The 20,514-nt window shown below is 40.6% G+C and carries 17 protein-coding genes; 4 read left to right on the forward strand and 13 right to left on the reverse strand.

Annotated elements, in window-relative coordinates:
- The first annotated feature begins 709 nt into the window (after positions 1–709).
- Both IGJ45_RS10845 and IGJ45_RS10850 read left to right on the forward strand, forming a co-directional pair.
- A complete protein-coding gene (locus IGJ45_RS10845; RefSeq protein ID WP_195957042.1) occupies positions 710–2,179 on the forward strand; it encodes a helix-turn-helix domain-containing protein in 1,470 nt (489 codons plus the stop codon).
- A 159-nt stretch (positions 2,180–2,338) separates the two neighbouring features.
- Positions 2,339–3,271 (forward strand): L-lactate dehydrogenase, encoded by a 933-nt coding sequence (locus tag IGJ45_RS10850; protein WP_349703859.1) that lies wholly within the window; start codon positions 2,339–2,341, stop codon positions 3,269–3,271.
- 106 nt (positions 3,272–3,377) lie between these two features.
- On the opposite strand, the gene IGJ45_RS10855 is transcribed toward IGJ45_RS10850, so the two are convergent.
- The 3 genes from IGJ45_RS10855 to IGJ45_RS10865 all read right to left on the reverse strand — a co-directional run bounded on the left by IGJ45_RS10855 (position 3,378) and on the right by IGJ45_RS10865 (position 6,075).
- Positions 3,378–4,571 (reverse strand): 3D domain-containing protein, encoded by a 1,194-nt coding sequence (locus IGJ45_RS10855; protein WP_349703860.1) that lies wholly within the window; start codon positions 4,569–4,571, stop codon positions 3,378–3,380.
- Positions 4,572–4,774: 203 nt separating this feature from the next.
- Entirely contained in the window at positions 4,775–5,545 is a 771-nt protein-coding gene (locus IGJ45_RS10860; protein ID WP_081131452.1) for a putative ABC transporter permease, read from the reverse strand.
- Between the two features lie 143 nt (positions 5,546–5,688).
- Entirely contained in the window at positions 5,689–6,075 is a 387-nt protein-coding gene (locus IGJ45_RS10865; protein WP_225585844.1) for a DUF7006 family protein, read from the reverse strand.
- A 368-nt stretch (positions 6,076–6,443) separates the two neighbouring features.
- On the opposite strand from IGJ45_RS10865, the gene IGJ45_RS10870 reads away from it, so the two are divergent.
- On the forward strand, positions 6,444–7,067 hold the full coding sequence (locus tag IGJ45_RS10870; RefSeq protein ID WP_103299520.1) for a hypothetical protein: 624 nt from the start codon (positions 6,444–6,446) through the stop codon (positions 7,065–7,067).
- A 218-nt stretch (positions 7,068–7,285) separates the two neighbouring features.
- Here the strand turns inward: IGJ45_RS10870 and IGJ45_RS10875 are convergent, their stop codons facing one another.
- The 3 genes from IGJ45_RS10875 to IGJ45_RS10885 all read right to left on the reverse strand — a co-directional run bounded on the left by IGJ45_RS10875 (position 7,286) and on the right by IGJ45_RS10885 (position 11,833).
- Complete coding sequence (locus tag IGJ45_RS10875) at positions 7,286–9,364, reverse strand: SH3 domain-containing protein (RefSeq protein ID WP_349703861.1); 2,079 nt, start codon at positions 9,362–9,364, stop codon at positions 7,286–7,288.
- 92 nt (positions 9,365–9,456) lie between these two features.
- A complete protein-coding gene (locus IGJ45_RS10880; RefSeq protein ID WP_349703862.1) occupies positions 9,457–10,821 on the reverse strand; it encodes a C40 family peptidase in 1,365 nt (454 codons plus the stop codon).
- A 415-nt stretch (positions 10,822–11,236) separates the two neighbouring features.
- Positions 11,237–11,833: a TetR/AcrR family transcriptional regulator gene (locus tag IGJ45_RS10885; protein ID WP_003126028.1), complete on the reverse strand. Its 597-nt coding sequence runs from the start codon at positions 11,831–11,833 to the stop codon at positions 11,237–11,239.
- A gap of 103 nt (positions 11,834–11,936) precedes the next feature.
- On the opposite strand from IGJ45_RS10885, the gene IGJ45_RS10890 reads away from it, so the two are divergent.
- Positions 11,937–12,539 (forward strand): ECF transporter S component, encoded by a 603-nt coding sequence (locus tag IGJ45_RS10890; RefSeq protein ID WP_349703863.1) that lies wholly within the window; start codon positions 11,937–11,939, stop codon positions 12,537–12,539.
- A gap of 181 nt (positions 12,540–12,720) precedes the next feature.
- Here the strand turns inward: IGJ45_RS10890 and IGJ45_RS10895 are convergent, their stop codons facing one another.
- From IGJ45_RS10895 to IGJ45_RS10925, 7 genes are all read right to left on the reverse strand, one after another.
- Positions 12,721–13,080 carry a DUF1304 domain-containing protein gene (locus tag IGJ45_RS10895; RefSeq protein WP_005470923.1) on the reverse strand — a complete coding sequence of 120 codons (360 nt, stop codon included), beginning with the start codon at positions 13,078–13,080 and terminating at the stop codon, positions 12,721–12,723.
- A 124-nt stretch (positions 13,081–13,204) separates the two neighbouring features.
- Positions 13,205–13,843: a nitroreductase family protein gene (locus tag IGJ45_RS10900; RefSeq protein ID WP_034704225.1), complete on the reverse strand. Its 639-nt coding sequence runs from the start codon at positions 13,841–13,843 to the stop codon at positions 13,205–13,207.
- A 14-nt stretch (positions 13,844–13,857) separates the two neighbouring features.
- Positions 13,858–14,259: a MarR family winged helix-turn-helix transcriptional regulator gene (locus tag IGJ45_RS10905; protein WP_060813924.1), complete on the reverse strand. Its 402-nt coding sequence runs from the start codon at positions 14,257–14,259 to the stop codon at positions 13,858–13,860.
- Positions 14,260–14,403: 144 nt separating this feature from the next.
- Positions 14,404–17,058, reverse strand: coding sequence for a cation-translocating P-type ATPase (locus tag IGJ45_RS10910; protein WP_349703864.1), 2,655 nt, complete (start codon positions 17,056–17,058; stop codon positions 14,404–14,406).
- Between the two features lie 808 nt (positions 17,059–17,866).
- Positions 17,867–18,811, reverse strand: a complete 945-nt coding sequence (locus IGJ45_RS10915) for a cation diffusion facilitator family transporter (protein WP_349703865.1) — start codon at positions 18,809–18,811, stop codon at positions 17,867–17,869.
- 346 nt (positions 18,812–19,157) lie between these two features.
- Complete coding sequence (locus tag IGJ45_RS10920) at positions 19,158–19,619, reverse strand: arginine repressor (protein WP_225585845.1); 462 nt, start codon at positions 19,617–19,619, stop codon at positions 19,158–19,160.
- A gap of 184 nt (positions 19,620–19,803) precedes the next feature.
- Entirely contained in the window at positions 19,804–20,493 is a 690-nt protein-coding gene (locus IGJ45_RS10925) for a Crp/Fnr family transcriptional regulator (RefSeq protein ID WP_156232261.1), read from the reverse strand.
- Between the last annotated feature and the right edge of the window lie 21 nt (positions 20,494–20,514).

Below are 20,514 nucleotides of genomic sequence, written 5' to 3' on the forward strand. Positions count from 1 at the left end.
TGTGCTTTATAAATTTATCTTTTCAATCAAGAAAAGCAAATTTGCTCAATTCTAGTTAATTATAAGAGAAAATTGAAATTAAATAAAGGTAATTTACCAAGTTTTTACATCATTAAGAACAATGTTTTTGCAAAAATTGTGATTTAACTTGAATAAAACAGCGATCTCTTTTATATAAAAAAACATTAAAAACTATATATTTTGTTATTTAATTTCTGACGATCAATTTTTCCATTAAAAGAATTTCATTCTCTTTTTCATCTTTCTTCAGGAATTCGTTAAGGTGTATCCCTTGTAATAAAACTAGCATCATGAACAGCGAGAAAAATCACGATTTTGTTTCTTAAAGGATTCTTGGATGTTTGCAATTATTTTTGAGTCTTTTTTCAATCTAGTAATTAAATAATTTAAATAGTTGAAAAAACCATTTTTTACTCATTTAATTTTCTATTTTTAAGTGCTCGCTTTGATCTGTTCTGATAAACTAAATTATTTTTCAATATTCTATTCTTTGAAATGGGAAGGTGTCTGTTCTTTTTCATCTGGTTTTTTTGCCAATAAGTGACTGCAAAAGAATGGTTTATTGGCAATTCATGTCATTTTTTTCACCGTTTGATGAAATACGTGATTTGTTATTGCGATTGTAACTTCATTAAGATAGCTATAGACAGATTCAATTCTTTAATTGGAAAATGAGAGGAGCACACCAGTGAGAGAGCTTCAGATGAAATTCGTTACGAATACTGCAACGATCCGTTGGATGCGCATTCTCGACTTATTTGAGTTAGAGCCGCTTTGCTCTACTCGTGCACTGGCAAAGGCTTCCTCAAGTACAACGCGAACGATTGTGACTGATATCACAGACATGAAGTCCCATTTCAAGGATGCCCTCCATATCGATTCGTCCCACAAGGGTTATATTTTCACCGTATTGAACCCGGCGAAGTACCTCGCAGCGAAACGAGCACTCATTACTGACGAGATTCTTTTCCATATTGTCGAGAGTATTTTTCAGCATGAAGAAATGCGTTCTTCAGAATGGGCAGAAAGGTATCATATCTCGGAGAGTACGGTTCTTCGTTACTTGAGAAAAGTACAACCTGTTCTTCGCGACTACCACTTGCAGCTGGATTATAACCCAATCACATTCATTGGCGATGAAATGGATATCCGTAAATTTTTTCATGATTTTTATTATGAATCAGAAATCACGGCACACACGATCTTTCCCCCTATTGCGATTCACGACATCACCGTCAAAGCTTTTTCTGACTGCCAGCGAACCAACAAGCAAGCCTGCTCATTTGGAGAGCTCAATTATTATTTGTACATAACCCTTGAGCGCTATTGCGGGGGACACACAGTGAAACTACCAAAAAAAATCAGCAAACTGTTTTCAACTAAAGAAGATTTCAAAGAATTTGCGGAAATCAATCAGCATATCTTTGAACACTACCAACAAAGACTGCCCCAAGAAGAGATTCTCTATCTCTTTCTTTTGGTTTGGAGCCGGCGTTCGATTAGTGACGTTACTGGTGAGGAAGTCTTCTGCCAAAAATACAATCAGTGGGCAGAAATCACTCAGCTGGCCAGTGATTTTGTAGCTACCTGTATTCCTGAAACCAAAAATTCCTCCCGCGATCATATCTTGATCGAATCTTTCTTTACCGTAGCCAAAATCAAGCAGTTGCTCTCCCCTTTGTTGAATCATAATATTGCCGATGTCAATCTTTACGCCCAGCGCTTGTTTCCTGAGTCTTATCAAAAATGTCGGAATTTTCTCACAGAAAATCCATTAGCTGTTGCTACTTGGAATAAAAAGAGTTTATCCCATTTAAGCGCCAGTCTGACGATCTATTTGGAATCTATCAAATCGCTTTATTGGCATACCAAAAAAAATGTTGCTTTCTTATTTGAAGGCTCATATATTCTCTGTCAGTATTTAAAAAGCAAATCGATGCATTACTTGCATAGCTCAAAAAACTTTTTCTTTCCTGATTCAAATGAATTGTCACCTGATTATTTAATGATGAATCACATTGATCTCGTGGTAACAAATTACACAGAATATGTTTCCGATTATGCTAATGACATTGATTGTTTGATTTTTAAAACTTTCCCTGACAAAAATGACTGGAATAAGCTAGCCAAATGTCTCAATCCTCATATGAATGCTTAAGAGCACTTCCGACTATGACAGTGGAAGTGCTCTTAAGCGTCTATTGCTTCCCTAATTATAAGACAGCAACGCCCCTGAGAACGTATCAATACTCTTTTTTCTGGTTCTTTGGTACAGTTTAGGTGTATTTAAGTCGAATCAAATTTGGGAGGATCTTTCATGGAAAAAATCATTCTGATCGGAAATGGGGATGTAGGTTCGAGTTACAGTTTTGCATTAGTCGCTCAAGGAATTGGCAATGAAATTGGTATTATTGATTTAGATAAGGCAAAAGTAGCGGGTGACATTCAGGATTTAAATCATGGCTTGGCATATGTTGGTCCCAAAACACTATATGTTGCTGATTATGAGGATTGTCGAGATGCAGATCTTGTAGTGATCACCGCTGGTGCAGCACAGCTGCCCCATGAAACACGACTGGATTTGACGAAAAAGAATGCTCAGATCATGAAAAAGATCGTGAAATCTGTTATTGCTAGCGGTTTTCAAGGGATCTTCTTGATTGCTAGTAATCCAGTAGATGTTTTGACTCACTATGTCAAAAAAATCACTGGCTTTCCCTCTCACAAAGTGATTGGCTCTGGGACTTCTCTCGATAGTGCGCGCTTACGTAATGCGATTGGCGAGCAGTTGACCATTGATCCACGGGATATTCAGATTTACGTCTTAGGGGAACATGGTGACACCCAATTTCCAGTCTGGTCCCATGGCAATATTGGTGGCTTAAGTGTTCACGAGTGGTTGGAAAAACACCCAAATTTTTCGGAGCAGGATCTCAGCCTGATTGCAGAAAAAGTGAAAAATGCCGCTTATGACATCATTGCTGCCAAAGGTTCGACACATTATGGGATAGCAATCTCGCTGGCTAGGATCACCCGCAGTATTTTAAAAGATGAACATGCAGTACTGCCGGTTTCTGTACACTTAGAGGGACAGTATCAAGCAACCGATGTCTGTATTAGTTCCCCTGCAATCGTCAATAGTCAAGGCATTCGCGAAATTATTGAAATGCCTCTCAATGAGTCCGAGCAACAACAAATGTACGATTCCATCCAAACATTGAAAACGATGCAGGCACAGCTGCAGGAATGAAACGAGCTTTTCTAGATGATGCTTTTACCCACTAAATAAAAAAGCGTATCTTGTCCACCATCAATCATGAATGATGGTAGGGTTACAAGATACGCTTTTTCGTTTATTAGTCTAGAATCGTTACTTTTACTTGACGTCGGCCCCATTGCAGACATTTGGCTACATTATCAAAGTGGACATCAATGATATTTCCTTTGATCGCGCCTCCTGTATCTAGCGCTAGCGCCACGCCATATCCTTCAACATTCACCAAGGTACCTAATGGGATCACACTTGGATCGACTGCGACCGCCATTGGATTGCTGCGAAGATCTGTTCCGCTGGCAGTCAGGTGGCTAGCACCTTTCTCTGCATAAGAATATGCGGTTGATTCCATGATCATTGTCTTGCCGCTGGAAGGTGTGCTGCTACCCGAATTGTTGGAGCTGTTATTCGAGTTGTTTGAACTATTATTCGTCGAACTGCTGCTCGTATTGCTTGAAGCTGAATTGCTGCTTGAACTGCTGTTTGATTGCGCGCTCTCACTTGAAGATGACGACTCTTGACTTGAGCTTTCACTCGCTGCTTTTTCCGCTGCCTTCGCTTCTTTTTCTTTAGCTTCTTGTTCGGCCGCTTCTTTGGCTGCTCTTTCTTTGGCTGCTTTTTCAGCAGCTATCCGAGCTTCTTCTGCTTCTTTGCTGGAAGCAATCTTTGCTAAGGTCGATTCGTTTTCTTTCAACTGTGTCTGCAAGTTGGCGATCTTACTATCCAACTCTTGCGCCTGTGCTTCCAAAGAGGATTGATCCTGCTGTAAGGATTCTTTGGTAGACTCGGCTTTTTCTTGCAGAGACTCTAATTTTTCTTTTTCAGATGTCAACGAGTCGATTTTTTCTTTTTCTAGATTTTGGAGCATTGTCATGGCGTAAGCCCGGTTGATGAAATCTTGGATATTGGAAGATTCCAACAAGACTGTCCAATCTCTGGTTACTCCACCGTTGACCTGAATGTCTTTCATTCGTTCTGCAACTACAGCTTCACGTTTTTCAATCGTTTCTTGAGTTGCCTTTATTTCTTCTTTGGTTTGTGCCAACGTTTCTTCATTGTTAGCGATTTGTGCTTTTAATGCTTCAACCTCGCTGTATTTATTATTGACATCGGTCAAAGCGATTTGTACTTCTGTACTGATTTGCTGACTTTGCTGCATAACGGCACTTTCTTTCTCTTTCAATGATTCCAGAGATTCAGCCTGCGCAAAGATCGGCGAAACGATACCTGCCGCAAAGACTGCGACGACCATGGTACGTAATTTCTTTGCCTTCAAAAAAATTCCCTCACTTCTCACTATGGTTTCCAACGCTTATTATTATACAAATTCTGGGGGCAAGATATATTGCAACTCTTTTACAATTTATTACAATTTTTAGCCAAAGTGGGAGAAATAAGAGTCTATTAAAAAATAATTCACGTGAAAGTGGGAAATCAGAGCCTTGAAAAGGCTTTTTTTATTGTAACACTTTTGTAATATTACTCTCTCTTCTTACGTAATTCTTCCACAAACCGCCGTAAGTCTTGAACATTGGTAATCTCATTGATTTGCAGTTTTTGAAAGTTTTTTAAAAGTCTTCGCTGATGAAAATTCAGCTTCGGTAACGTTTCACGCAATTGCTGCCAATCGATTGGCAGTTCAGAAATACGTTCCTGCCAATTGTTTTTCTTTTGTTCCAAACTTTCTGATAAAGTGGCTTTCTGCTGTTCAATAGCACGGTCCAGTCGTTGAACCGTTCGTTGAAAAGCAGCAAGATTAGCCAATGTATAGCCCATATCCAACGACATCACCATCAACAATCCAACAGGTAGATAAAAGCTGAATCTTTCAGCCAACATTTGGACAATGATCAACATTTGCGGATGAACGATGCGGACGATCAAGACACAGCAAATGCCCCAAAAGATTGAAATTGGGACAGCCACGCGACCATTGATATTCAAAAAAACATTGTGGTAATCCCACCATGAAGCATGAAACAGTTTTTCTAATAAAAAGCTCGTCACGTACTCTAATAAGGTCACTAAAACAGCTGCTGCAAAAAAGAGCAGCAGCAATTGGTTATGTAACGGTCGCAGTAAATACAAGACACCTAAAATTCCAAAGCCATAAATAGGAGTGATCGGTCCTACCAAAAATCCTCGATAAACAAAATGTCTGGCTTTTATCGAGCAGTAAACCGTTTCCCACAGCCACCCCACAAAAGAATACAAGAAAAACAGCAAAACGATCTGAGTAAATTCAGTCATGGAAATCTCTCCTAACGAATGGTAAATATCTTTTTTGGAAAAGCATTATAAAAGAGCAATATAATAGTAGAAAACTTTTCTTTCTTATTCCAGTATACGCTTCGTTTGTCGTTAAAGAAAAGATTTGCGTTAATCTGATCGAGTCATCTGCCCTTTCCAAAAAGGATCGAGGGATGTCCTGTATCTGTTAAATTGTAACCGCACAATTCTTTTGTATAGGTGCTATGATCTAGTTCGATATTCTCGATGATTTCTTCCTCTGAAAAACCTTGGAAATCAAATTCGCTGATATAGCTTCGCAAAAGGACCAATTTGGCATCGAGTAAGATGATTTGTTGTACACTTGTCCAGAAATCTTCCTCAGATTCTTCGCGAACAATTCTTTCTACTTCTGCTTCCGTCACTTGCCAGTATCTATGGACCAATGGCAGACGTTCCTTCATCACTGCAAAATCAATATTCCCACGCATCTTTCGCAAATACTCTTTGACATCTGGATAAAACATCCACTCACCTCTGTTTTCTAGCATTTCCCTGCTTAGGAGACTATCAATGGATAATCGACAGCTAACAAAAAGTTCTGATTGCCGATGACAGCACAAGTGTACCTTTCCGACAATAATCATCCTGAGCAGCGAGGGATGCATTCACTTTTTATATAGCATAGCAAATGATTTGTGGGTTTTATAATCAATTTTTGCATCATGTAAGGAAAAATGTGTACAATCTCCTATACTATCCAGACTTAGCCAGCAGATAAACGAAACTTGAATTTTTAAAATTCGATAAACTACTTTCAATAGTGCTTATTTAGAAAGATTCTTCTATTGCCTTATTTACGAGCTTATTATAGGATAAATAAAATAAGTTTTTTAAAAAAACTAGAAGGAGTAAAAAAATGAAAAAGCACATGGTTTTAGGTTTAGTTGGGTTTGGGTTATTTTTAGCAGGATGTACAGAAAAACCATCGGGATCGGTTGATTCTTCCACAAAAGAAAAAGAGCGTACACAATTTTCTTCCACTGTAGGATCTTCTGAAACAGCCAGCACTGGCACTTCAGAAAATGTGATTCCTGTTGAGAAGCAGACGATCACTGGTGTAAGCGGTTATTCCTATTCGCTGGAACTGCCGACAAATTGGCAAACTGTAGCCGATTTTGAGTCACTAAATCCAGATAATGATTTTATGCTTTCTGATTCGTTACAAACAAAATTTCTGGCGGCTGTTGTGGAGTCTAAACAAGACTTTGCAGATTTCGACAGTTATCTTGCATTGGTTCAAGACAGTTTAGCATCGAATTTTGGTACCAACGCGACATTTTTACCGGTTCCTGGTACTCAAACCCAAATGGTTGATTTTGCTGCAACTGTAGAAGGGTTGAACATACATTACTTATATTATGTAACAGAAACCGATAATAATTATGTTCAATTGTATGGTTGGACCTTAGCAAGTCTTTTTGATTCCTCAAAAGATGAACTAACAAAGATCATGGATAGTTTCCAGGAGCTCCCTCAATAAAGGCATGAATGCAGAACAGCCGTTGCTTTAAACTCAAACGAACAAAAGAAGGAGACCAACACAAAAATTGTGCGGTCTCCTTCCTTCGTTTGGAAATTTTTTACATCTGATTTTTTTCTCATATTTCTTTTATCTGGCAGCTATTCGAATATTGCCCTCTTGTGCCTTTATCATTGTACTTTCATCTCAATGTTTCTATCTATTGCCTATTATTAGGGTCATTTGCTGACGATCAATCGTTGTCCCACAAAAATCAATGAGCCGCTGATATTGTTCCATTGCATCAGCTGATTGATTGAGACCCCATAGCTCTGTGCAATTCCCCATAAGGTATCTCCTGATTTTACGGTATATGTCTTAGAACTAGAGGTACTGCTGACTTCTTTCACATAGGCACCACTGACCCAGCCTTTGCCTTCCACCCGGTACCAGGTACTGTTGCCATTAACACTGGTTCCTTGTTTTTGGGCCACTGCCTTAAAAGTCGCATTGTTCGCTAATGACCCTACGACACTAGCACTAGTTGATGGATTGGAACGGATATTCAAAACTGCGGTGGTTTTGAATTGCTTGTTGATGGTTTGCTCTGAATTATTACTGTTATTGTTGGACCCTGCCTCAGTAACATACGCGGCACTGACCCAGCCTTTGCCTTCCACCCGATACCAGGTACTGTTGCCATTAACACTGGTTCCTTGTTTTTGGGCCACTGCTTTGAAGGTCGTATTGTTGGCTAATGACCCCACTACACTGGCACTGGTTGAAGCATCTGAACGAATATTCAGCGCTGCGGTGGTTTTGAATTGCTTGTTGATGGTTTGCTCTGAATTATTGCTGTTATTGTTGGATCCTACTTCCGTCACATACGCAGCGCTGACCCAGCCTTTGCCTTCCACCCGATACCAAGTACTGTTGCCATTAACACTGGTTCCTTGTTTTTGGGCTACTGCTTTGAAGGTCGTATTATTGGCTAATGACCCCACTACACTGGCACTGGTTGAAGCATCTGAACGAATATTCAGCGCTGCCGTGGTTTTGAATTGCTTGTTGATGGTTTGTTCTGAATTATTGCTGTTATTGTTGGACCCTGCCTCAGTAACATACGCGGCACTGACCCAGCCTTTGCCTTCCACCCGATACCAAGTACTGTTGCCATTAACACTGGTTCCTTGTTTTTGGGCCACTGCTTTGAAGGTCGTATTGTTGGCTAATGACCCCACTACACTGGCACTGGTTGAAGCATCTGAACGAATATTCAGCGCTGCCGTGGTTTTGAATTGCTTGTTGATGGTTTGTTCTGAATTATTGGTGTTGTTGCCATTCCCGCTGCCGCCACCGGTCGCGGAATCAAATTGTGTCAAATTGTAGGTTTCGATCAAATTATTCAGCTTGCTGGCATAAGTCGTATCTGTCGCATACCTTCCTTGAAGCCATTGTGTGGCATCACGATAGGAAGAGGTATTGGATTTCCAAGCCCCACTGTAAAAATAAACGCCTGGTGAAAAAGAAGTCGTTTTTAAGACATGGGCATTATCTTCAAATGATTCCTTTAAAGACGGATATTTGCGGAATTTTGCAACGATCTCATAAAGATTGCCGTTGCCATCATCTTCCATTGTTCGCATCTCAACATATTGACCATTGTATGAACCTTTGATCCCAAACATATTGTTTGCTTGTGTCGTAAGTGTGGATTGTCCCCATCCTGATTCAAGGATCGCTTGTGCTATCATGACGGAGGCATAAAGATCGTTGACACTTGCTACTTGTTGCGCCATTGGTCCTACTTGCTGGATGAAGGCTTGTTGTGTATTAGATCTTGCCATCACACGATCGATATAAGGCATAATCTTTGTTTCTAATGCAATTCGCTCTGCCTCTGACAACATTGGGATCTCACTTGTCGATTCTGCAGAATCAGCGTCACTGGCAGGCTCCGTTCCTAGAGGTTCTTCTAAAGACTCGCTGGTTGCTGACTCACTTGATGATACTGTGGAATCTGTGTCCTCAGTCAACGGTGTTTCGGTTCCAGTATCCTCGGTGGTTGTTGCTTGACTCGCTTGTGATTCATTTACTAAATCGTGTAAATCGGCTGTATCATCCGACGAAGCTACCGTAGGCTGTTCAACCACTTGTACACCTGTGTCATTCGATTCTTCAACAGAAGTTGCGAGCACACTAACCGGTACTAAATTCAGCGAACTAACGAGAGCAGTAGTGGTAGCTGCTCCTTTTCGGTACAATTGACTGCGTTTTTGCCGTTGCAACTCTTTGCGGATCTGTTTTCTGCTTTTCATTTTTCTCTCCTTCTACTAGCACTGATTCATTCTGCGCATTGGGTTCAATGAGAATCAGTCCACTGGATCAAGTATTTATAAAGATAAAATAATTAATTGACTCTAACTGCAAAGCTCGGAGTGTAGTATGCTGTATTCCCCACAGAAACTGTCTGTCCTGGACGAGGGGCATGAATGTACTGGTTGCCTCCTAAAGAGATGGCTACATGGTGGGTACTGCCGGCAGCACCCCAGAACAGTAAGTCACCAGCTTGCGCTTGACTAACAGAAATCATTGTACCAGCAGTTTCTTGCGGTACTGTCCAGCCACCGATATCTTTTCCGGTTACTTGTAAATAGACATAACGGGTAAATCCTGAACAGTCAAAACTATCTGGTCCTTTTGCTCCCCAGACATACGGCTTATTGAGATGATTGTAAGCTTCTGCTACGATCGCAGCTCCAACGTTCCCAATTGGCGCAGATGGTGTCGGAGGTGCAGGCTTAGAGCTAGGAGCAGGCTGAGGAGCAGGATTTCTGCTGCTTTCCGTACTTGCTGCCGTCGAAGAAGAATCTGGAGTAGTTACGGGGCTTATTTCATTATTTGGTGGTGTTTCTTGGATATCCCCTTGAACATCAGTGGATTCTCCTTGAGCAGAACGTTCGGTTTCAGAAGAATCAGCTTCAGAAATCGAAGAATTTTCAGAAGACTCGGTAGTCGTTGGTATGAGCTGATCTTCAGCTGCTGCCTGCTGTCTTGCTGCGACCCGCTCTGATTCTTCTCTTATTCGAGTTTGTTCTGCCTCATAGGCTTCTTTTTGAGCGAGCAATGCTTCCTTTTCACTTTCTTTATTTGCTTGCCGTAAAGCAAGGTTTGTCTGCAAGACATTCAGATCTGCTTGCTTGGACGCCAGCTTCCCTTTTTGGGCTTCCAGCTGGCCTTGCATTTGCTGCATTTCCGCCATTTTGGTTTCTGCTTCATTTTTCTTTGTCTTAACAGCTGCTTGGTCCGCTTGTTGCTGTTGGATCATCTGATTATTGGCATTGACGATCGTCGTCATTCCGTGGAACCGCTGAACAAAGTCACCGAAAGATTCGGAATCCAAAAGCACGGAAATAAAGCGATCACTTTTCCCATTGACTTGAGTGTCTCGTGCTTGATTCTGGATCGCTACTTGTCGTTTCTCGATCCGTGCTTCCAAATCAGTCACTTCTTTTTCTAAATCATTGATTTCATTCCCTAGTTTTTTCTGCTGAGCGATTAATTCAGCTGCTTGTTCATTGATGTCAGACACTTCATTTGTTAACTGATCTATTTGTGTCTGCACCGATTGATGCTGTTGTTTCAATTCAGCTACTTCGTTATTTTTTTGCTGAATCAATTGATCGTAATCATCGGCGAACACGGCGGTTGGGATGACAGGACTTGTCAGCGCTATTGCACAAATGCACAAAGATGATGCAAGTTTCTTTTTCATTTTCTCCTCCAATTCGTCAATTTTGATCATCAAATTACATTTATTTGACATTTATCATTTTAACATACTCCTATTCACAACCCAATTGATTTTCCGTTTACATTTTCATTACAAGTGAAATCACTTGTTTTTTAATTCTCGATAGTTTCTTAAAAAACACTCAACCTTCCATTATGATCACTTTTCGAAAAGACATCTAAGTTGGTGAGTTTATGAAATCAAGCAGTATCTGTAAGATACAAACCGTTCTTGATTTCAAAAAGATTACAAAGCCGTAGAAAAAAAGCCGTAGAAAAAAGCCGTAACAAAAGAATTCACTACAAAAAAGTCCAGAGATCGTTCGATCTCAATCGAACTTGAGAAAGGCTATTTCTCCATTTTTTGTATTATCTTCTATCACAGCTTCTAAAATCTTTTATTGGTACGGCAACAGTGTTCGCATCACTTGAATTTGATGATCGATTTGTTCTTCTTGAATATGACCCGTCAAAGCTAAAATACCCAGACCTTCTATAACAAACATATAGTTTTCCGCGATTGCTTCCAGATTCCGATCGGCAATCACACCTTGCGCGACCCCAACTTGAAAAATCTCTTGGATCGTGCGTTTCGTCTCAGTCAACTGCGTTTGCTGCAACGAACTCGTCTCAACTGACTTATGCGTATAATAATACTCATACGTCGCTCGCAGCATGCTGTCGGATATGCTATGAAGCAATCGGTATTTATGATCCTCAAAATATTTCGTCAAGATAGTCTCGAAAGAAGCATTCGCTTTGATCATTGCTCGAACTTCATTAAACCGTCGTTGCGAACGTTGTTGCAGCACTTCTAAGAAAATCGCATCCACCGATTGAAAGTACAGATAGATCCCGCCGCGACTAATGCCGCATTCTTCGATGATGTCTTGCATCGTCGCATCGATCAATCCTTTCTTGCTGAATACTACTTTGGCACTTTCCAAAATCGCTTCTCGTTTTTGCCGTTTTTTTTCTTCGATCGGCTTTTTCATGCTTCCACCTCACTTTATTAATGACACCTGTGTCATTTTATTGTATAATCATCCTAACATAAAAATGACACGACTGTCATTCTATAAGAAAGGGTGTTTTCTCATGAACACAAAAAACAAAACGTATCGTTTAGTGATCCGTGCAATTCTAACCGCAATCATTATCTTACAAACTATGATACCTTTCCTTGGCTTTATTCCTATCGGCATCACTAGTCTGACGATCATTCATATCACGGTCATTGTTGCTGCCATTGTTTTAGGAACGAAAGATGGGATGTTTATCGGCTTGGTTTGGGGGATTTTCACGATTATTCGGGCATTCACTTCCCCTACGACCCCTTTGGATATCACAGTATTCACTAATCCGATCATCTCAGTCCTGCCAAGGGTCTTAGTAGGTCTCGTCGCTGGTATATTGTTTACTTGGCTCTATCGTAAAACAAAGAAAGTCGTCCTTGCTTCTATTGTTGCAGCCATCTTTGGTACCCTTACCAACACGGTTCTCGTGTTAACGTTGATGGGAACCCTGTACACTAGTTTGGTGGCAACTACCTATGGTGTTGATGCTTCCGCTTTGTTTGTCACATTAGGAGCTATTGCAGTGACTAACGGCGTTTCTGAAGTGATCACAGCAGTGATCCTGACACCAATATTAGTCAAAGCGCTTTTCGCGGCCACCAGTTTACGTCCAGAAAACCGCTGAGTAAAAGTCCGATTCTTTTAGGTTTGTATCGTTAGCTTTATCCTATCATTTTTTACGACAAGTGCAAACTTGTCCTCTCATTTAACAAATGAAATCAACAAAAAAACCTCTCACTAGCAACGGTTCCATCATTTAATGGAACACATAACTGTGAGAGGTCATTTTGATTATCTTTCAAAAATCAGAAAAAAGTTGCTATCAATGCAAGGATTGCTAAGCCGCCTTGTGTCAATATAATTTTTTTGTCACTAGTGATGCTGCCATACAGAGCAACTAAAATGATATAAATCAAAAGCAGGCGACTCAATTCGACAGGAGAAGCGGAAAGAAACACGCTATAGAGCAAGCCGATGCCGATTAACCCATTATAGATTCCTTGATTTTTGAACAATGTATTCAGTGAAGGGCGTTCTAATTCTTCTTTTGATAAATTGAAAACCCGTTGTGTTCTCTTTGAAGTAGTCGCAAAAGTTTCCAAATACATGATAAATAGAAATTCAAGTGCAACGAACATGATTAAACCTATAGTAATAGTGGACATTTTGCTTCCTCCTTTTTTAAATCTGGTTTTCTTTATTATAAAGTAAACCAAGCAATCTTCCGTCCTTCATGCTTCTAGCGAACACAAAGACAAACGGAAGACCACATAGAAAGTAAGAGTAGATTTATTTAAATGTCGTGATTTTTTCTGCATCCAAACGAATGGATTCATAGCCTAATTCTTCAGCTTTACCAATTGATAGAATCATAACTGGAACGTAGCGTTCTGGATCGACATCAAAAGCCTCTGCTAATTGGTCTGCTTCAAAGCCACCAATTGGATTCGTTTCGTAGCCATGGGCACGCGCGACTAACATCAGCTGCATTGCCGCTAAGCTGGCGTCAACTTTTACGATGGAGGTCATTTGATCTTTCGTGAAGCTCTTGTAGTAAGGAATGATCGTTGCCAATTGTTGGTCTCTGACTTCTGCCGGCATTTTTCCTGCTTCAACTGCTTGATTGTAAATTTCTTCCCCGTATTCATAACAAGCTAAATCACCAAAAATCAAGATCATGGCTGCCGATGTGTCGTTTTGGCGTGTGTTGAAGCGGATCAGTGGTTTTAGTTTTGCTTTTTGCTCAGCACTTTCAACGACAACGAAACGCCATGGTTGCATGTTAACAGATGAGGGGGCAGTCGTTGCTTCTTGAATCATCGTTAACATTTCCTCATGAGAGATTTTGACCGTCTCATCATAGACACGGACGGATTTTCTTCCAAAAGTGATATCTGAAAAATCGTTGTTTACTCTATTGGTTGACATATTAGTAGCCTCTTTCATTTCATTAATTTATTCAACAACTGCAAAAACGCAGCTGCTTCTTCTTCGGTCAGCGATAGGGCGAATGCTTCCTTCTCTTGGTGATTCTCGCAAGCAGACAGCTCTTGTTTGGCTTTAGGTGTTATTTCCACAAAGACTTCACGATTGTTGTCTTTGTTCCTTTCCCGCACTACATAATTCTTTTGTTCTAAAATTTTTAGATGTCTTGTAACTGCTGCACTATCGATCTTCAATTCAGTCTGTAAGTCAGATTGCGAACAACGTCCATTTTCTTTGATGAACATCATTAATTCATATCGGGTCAGACTGAATCCGGTGCTTTTTTCAAAAGTTGCCGTCAATTCTTGATTGGCAATTTTCAACTGATAAAGCAGGCGGCTGATTTCTCTTAGCTGCATGGAATACTCCTCTCTAATAATTGACTCATCAATCGTTGACTCGTCAATAATAACTTTTTTTCTTGCTTTTGTAAATAATTTCCTGCGATAGACAAAAAGCAAACAAAAAAACCAACATCATCGTTGGTTTTCTTGCTGTTTTTTTCACTTCAACTGAAAGGCTTTTTTTAATCCCATTACAACCAGTGTGGAAAGACTAGCCGCTAAGAAAATGATTCCCCATGTGCCAGCTTGCAATGGTGAAGTCCCTAATAATTCATTCATGAAAGGGAGATAAACAGCTGACAACTGCAATCCCATCGAAAGGATCAGTGCGCCGATCAACGGTTTATTCTTAAAGAAAGACTTGTCTAATCCAAATCCGCTTTGCTTGCGAACATTAAAAATATGCATCAGTTGTGCGATCGCCATAAAGGTAAACGTAGCGGTCTGGGCATAAGCTAATTCATGATTTGTTTGTATCAAAAAACTAAAAAAACCAAATGCCGTCAATCCGATCACTATCCCGCTTAAAATAATTCGACCTAAGAATCGTTTATTGACCAAACTGTCTTCTTTGGAACGAGGCTGACGTTTCATCAGGTCCTCTTCTGCAGGTTCAAAGGCCAACGCCATCGCAGGAGCGATATCGATCACTAGATTCAAGAACAAAATATGCAGCGGTTGAATCGGCATGGGAAGAAGAAAAATGACACTTAGAAAGATTGTCACGATTTCGACCATATTACAAGAAAAAAGGAAAGAAACGTATTTTTTGATATTGTCAAAGATGATTCTTCCTTCTTTGATTGCGTCGACGATCGTCCCAAAGCGATCATCAGTCAAGATCATATCAGAAGATTCCTTAGCTACTTCCGTGCCGCGAATGCCCATCGCGATCCCAATATCGGCACCATTAAGAGCAGGAGCGTCATTCACGCCATCACCGGTCATTGACACGATCTCTCCTTCTTCCCGCAGTGCTTTGACTAGTTGAAGTTTATTTTCCGGCGAAACCCGAGCAAATACAGCCACTTCTTCGATCCGTTCATTAAACGCTTCTTTATCTGCCAAGGCGTCGATCTCTTTTCCCGTCATCGTCTTATCAAAATCGATCAAACCAATTTCTTGTGCGATCATGGAGGCTGTTTGCGGGTGATCACCTGTGATCATTTTGACACGAATCCCCGCTTCTTGAGCGATTTTGACAGCTTCTTTAACATCTGTTCGTGGGGGATCAATGATGCCAACAAAACCTTGGATCTCTAAATTATCCAATGATTCTGTCAGCTCAGACTCCGACAAACCACCCTGATAGTTACTGATTTGTGCCACCGCAATCACTCGTTGCCCATTGGAAGCTAGTGTATGATTGATGTCGTTCAACTGCTCTTTCACAGACGGATCGACGGCAGCTTTCTCGATCAAAACATCCGGTGCACCTTTCATGATCAACGTTCGCTGTTCTTTTTCATAGACGGTGATCATAAATTTGTTTTCTGAATCAAAAGGAAGCTCAGCGATTTTTTCAATGCCTTGATCCATCAGTGTTTGACGATCGATGCCTTCTTTTTTTCCTAATACAACAAACGCTCCATCGGTTGGATCTCCTAGGACCTCAAACTGGCCATCCGTTTCTTTCAAAGAAGCGGACGTACATAGTGCACCGTTTTCAATCATCGCTTGAAGTGCTGGCTCTTCATTGACTGAGATTTCTTGTCCTTCTTTATGGAAGCTCCCCGTCGGTTCGTACCCATTACCGGTCACAGTGTATTGCTCTCCATTACTTAGAATGATCTCAGCGATCGTCATCTGATTTTCTGTCAATGTCCCGGTTTTATCACTGGCAATGATACTCGTAGCGCCCAAAGTCTCAACCGCTGAGAGGGTTTTGACTAATGCTTTGTGTTCAGCCATGATCCGCATGCCGCGAGAAAGAGTAATGGTTGAGACAGCGGGCATTGCTTCTGGAATGGCTGCTACTGCAAGGATGATCGAGATATGCAGCATTTCTACCAAAGGCTGATCCGTTAGAAGACCTGCAATTAGGACCGTCACGGCGGCAAAGAGTGCCGCAATAATGATGGCTTTCCCTAATTTATCCAGCTCGATATCCAAAGGCGTTTTCGCGCTTTTGTTTCCAGTCAGCATATCGCTGATTTTTCCGACTTCCGTTTTCATCCCGGTGGCTGTAACGACGGCATAGCCATTTCCTCTTGTCACTGCTGTTCCTGCAAAAACAACATTGCGGCGATCACCTAAAGGGACGTCTTCATCATATTGTTCTGCCGCATTTTTTTCGACAGCTTCGGACTCGCCCGTCAATGCGGACTCAATACAGGCTAAATTGCGGCTTTCCAGCAAACGTGCATCGGCAGCGATCGCATCACCTTCTGCCAAAACGAGAATATCCCCTGGAACGATCGCAGCAGATTCGACTTCCATCACTTGCCCATCACGAATCACTTTTGCGGTAGTGTAAATCATTTCCTGAAGGGAATCAATTGACTTCTGTGCACGCAACTCTGTCACAAAACCAGTCATCACGGCAATTACCACCGCAATCAACACAGCAATTCCTTCTATCCTTTCTCCCATCGCAAAAGAGAGCAATGCGGCGGCTAGTAATAAATAAACGATCAGATTATTTAAATTGTGCCATAACAATTTCCAAGGGGAGGTCGATTCTTGTTGCTGAATCGTATTTTCACCATATGTATCTAGCGCCTCTTTTGCGCCTTGCTTACTAAGCCCTTTCGTCTGATCTGAATGAAAGTATTCAAGTGTTTCTGTCGGTGTTCGTTGATAAAAATTTTCCATCTATTCTCCTCCTTGTATAAGTATCTTCTATGTCTATAGCTCTGTTTTTATAGTGAGATTTTGTCCATGACAAATTATGGCTTCAAGTAAAGTTGTGTCACTTGTGCTTGGAGTCAGGGCGTATGATTGACAAAACGGAAAAATCAAGCAAGGATTGCTTCTTTCGTATGTTGTGAGGGTGTCTGTAATCTTGATCGAATGCGAATACAGATGGGAAAACGCCTCCACAAGTTTTTTACGAGTTGATTGGAACACAGCAATTGAAAATCATTGGTTTTAGAAAGGGAGATCTGGGTACTTCGTAAAAGGGTGTCTGCAGATAAGGATGTTTACTTTGTGAAAAAAACTATCTTTCTATCTTTAAGTTATCATGGAATAAAAGGCAGGTAAATTATTTTGCTTGAAAAATATCAATATCATTAAGATAAAGAACAAAATTTATGTAAATTTGAATTTAAAATAAAGAGAATCAAGATTTCCGATTTCTTTTCACAAATAAATCTGATAGAGCAATCCCTTTCCTTGTGAAATAAATAAAAAAATAACAACTTTTTTTAATAAGAAATTTCTTTCGCTCGCGCTTTTCCACCTGAATTTATTCGTTTTAAGTCAACCCAATTCAATCCAAGTCAACCCAGAAAAAGAAGTGATCCTCTTGAAGAAATCAGCTTGCCGCAAGTATTCATTTGAAATACTACGAACGGGTTTGAGAGTAGCAGAAGATCATTTAACCCCAGATATTTATCATCTAGAGGAAAACTAACCACTGCTTAGTAAAAAAACCAATTCCTTTGAGGTCTTCTTCCCCTCATGGAATCGGTTTTTTTACCTGTTCTTGCTGCTGTCTTTCTGTCTCTAAGTAAATATATGTTTTTTTCGGAGCTAATACCGTGCGAATTTCTTGTTCCAATTGATCGATCACCTCATAGTCACTCGAAGTTGTTTTAGGAGAAATCGTCAATTCAGCAACGATCAGTAATTCATCTGGACCTAAATGCAGAGTACGCAGGTCAATCACTTCAGCTACTTCCCTAGATGATAATACTTGACGAATTTTTTTCAGATCACTTTTCGAAGCACTCTCTCCGATCAATAAACTATAAAATTCTTTCCCTAAAAAACCAGCTACGATCACTAGAAGGACCCCACCAATGACACCCCCTAAAGAATCAAAGATGGGGTTGTTGGTGATTGCTGTCAATAAAATACCCACCAATGCAATGCTCACACTGATCAATGCAAACAAGTCTTCTGTAAAGCCTAAAAGGATCTCGCTCTCTCGGCTTTCTTTCAAAAAAGCGATCAACGGCTGTTTATCCGTATTTTGCTCTTTGATTTCTTGCCATCCACTTTGGACTGCTGAACTTTCAATAAAAAAACCAGCAAAAAGAATGGCTGCAACTAGTTGGATGTTCTCCACTTCGTGGGTAGGATCCAAAAGATCCTGACTTGCCTCCATGATTGCCAACAGGCCGCCACCGAAAAAGACCGTCATTGCCACAACCGTACTAAAAAAATAAGTCGCGCGCCCCTCACCAAATTGGTAAAGTTCACTTCGGCCGCGCCGTGCTCGTTTTTCGCCGATTGCTAGTAATCCCTGATTGAGACAATCAATGACACTATGAATACTTTCATTCATCAACACCGCACTGCCGCTGAAAAGAAATCCAATGATTTTGACCACTGCTGCAATAATATGCGTGACTAAGACAATCCCTCGTGCCTGTCGTTTTTCTTGATCGGCCTCTTTCATTTTCTATGTCTCCGTTCTGTCCACTTTTATCAAGTGTTTCCTTCTGCTTATTTAAGAATAGCACCTTCCAATAGAGGAGGAAAACAATTGCGCTTAGCGCTGACGAGGCCCAGAAATAGAATTTAACTTTTTTAATACAAAAAAAGAGACAAGTGAGCGTTGCATTCTCCTTCGAAAGCTGGCTACAAGTGAGAGGATTGCGACAGTAACTGTCATTCTCTGGCTTGTCGTTCCGAGTGAATCGCGTTGCTTTTTTGTCTCTGGTTGATTCTGTATTCATTTGTTCCATGCTTGTTCGTGCCGAGAGGCAATGGTGGTCAAGCATTGGTGATGGGCATCGTCGCCGCTAGTCGATATATTTTTCTAAATGATGAATCAACTGTGTGGCTTGCTCTTTAGATGGCGAGAGAATCAATAATACATCAAAGCCAGCCATCGTGGCAACAATCCCTTCAAGATCCATTTCATCTAGATAATTCGCAATAACATCTGCCCCATTGCTGACAGTATGGATCACTGTGATGAACTCCACTTGTTCAATTGATTTCAAGTATTCATTCATCGATAGCTTCAGCTTTTCGGTCACATCTGCTTCCGCCGTAGCAATCATCGTATACTTCGTTTTGCCTTCTTTCGTATAAGTTTTTGCGATATTCAACTCCCGCATATCTCTTGAAATGGTCGCTTGTGTGGAACACACGCCTTGTTCGTTCAATAAGCGCATCAATTCTTCTTGTGTCTCTACTTCTTGGTTGAGGATCAAACGCTTGATAATCGCTTGTCGCTGGTTTTTCTTCAAAATGATCACCTGCTTCTACTCTATCCATTATCTGCGGATACATCATGTATCCGCATTCAAAAAATTATCACTGATGGACACTCGAGTCATTTAAAAGTAAGCGAGATCGATCATCCGTAAATCAGCTGCTTGCCACAGTAGTTGTTTGGAAAATCGATCCCACCCTTTAATGATTGTCGTCACAGTGCTTTTATTATTCATCTAATTGGAAAAACGCATCATCGATAAATATCAATTCTTTATATTGGTAGGAAATTTTTTTCTGTTTGATCAATTGTTTCAGCACTTGACTAACCGTTTCTCTCGTCGTACCGCTGAATTTCGCAAGATCGTTGATCATGATCGGATAAGGAATATACCAAGACTCATCTAGCTTTCCATGCTTTTTCATAAGGATCGCTAGTGTATTGATGACACGATCATGGGCACTGGAAGTAATACAGTATTGCATTCTGGTCACTTGCTGTTCCAGTACTCGACCTTGTTTCTTAACGATCATTTTCAATAATTCTCGATCCGCTACCATCAATTGTTCCAAAACAGCAGTTGCCACATACGCGACTTCGATCTCTGTCACCGCAATGGCAGAAAAGTCATAACACGCTGCTTCAAAAAGGCCATTTACCGGAAACAGTTCACCTTCACTGATGAAATCCGTATAAAAGAAAGAATCGGTTTGATCATTTTTTTCGATACGAATCAGTCCGCTACATAGAACAAAAATACGATCACGCAAATCTCCATCGTTGAATAGAATCTGCCCTTTAGGAAAGGTTCGGTAATACATATTTTCTTCCAATCGTTCCCTGTTTTCTTGCGTCAGCACTTTTAGACAATCAAAATTGTCTTTTACGTATTCTCGCATGTTTCCACTAATATCCATCACTCCAATACTTTGTTTGCC

It is taken from the genome of Enterococcus sp. DIV0574, from assembly GCF_051711125.1.
GTDB lineage: Bacteria > Bacillota > Bacilli > Lactobacillales > Enterococcaceae > Enterococcus_D > Enterococcus_D gallinarum.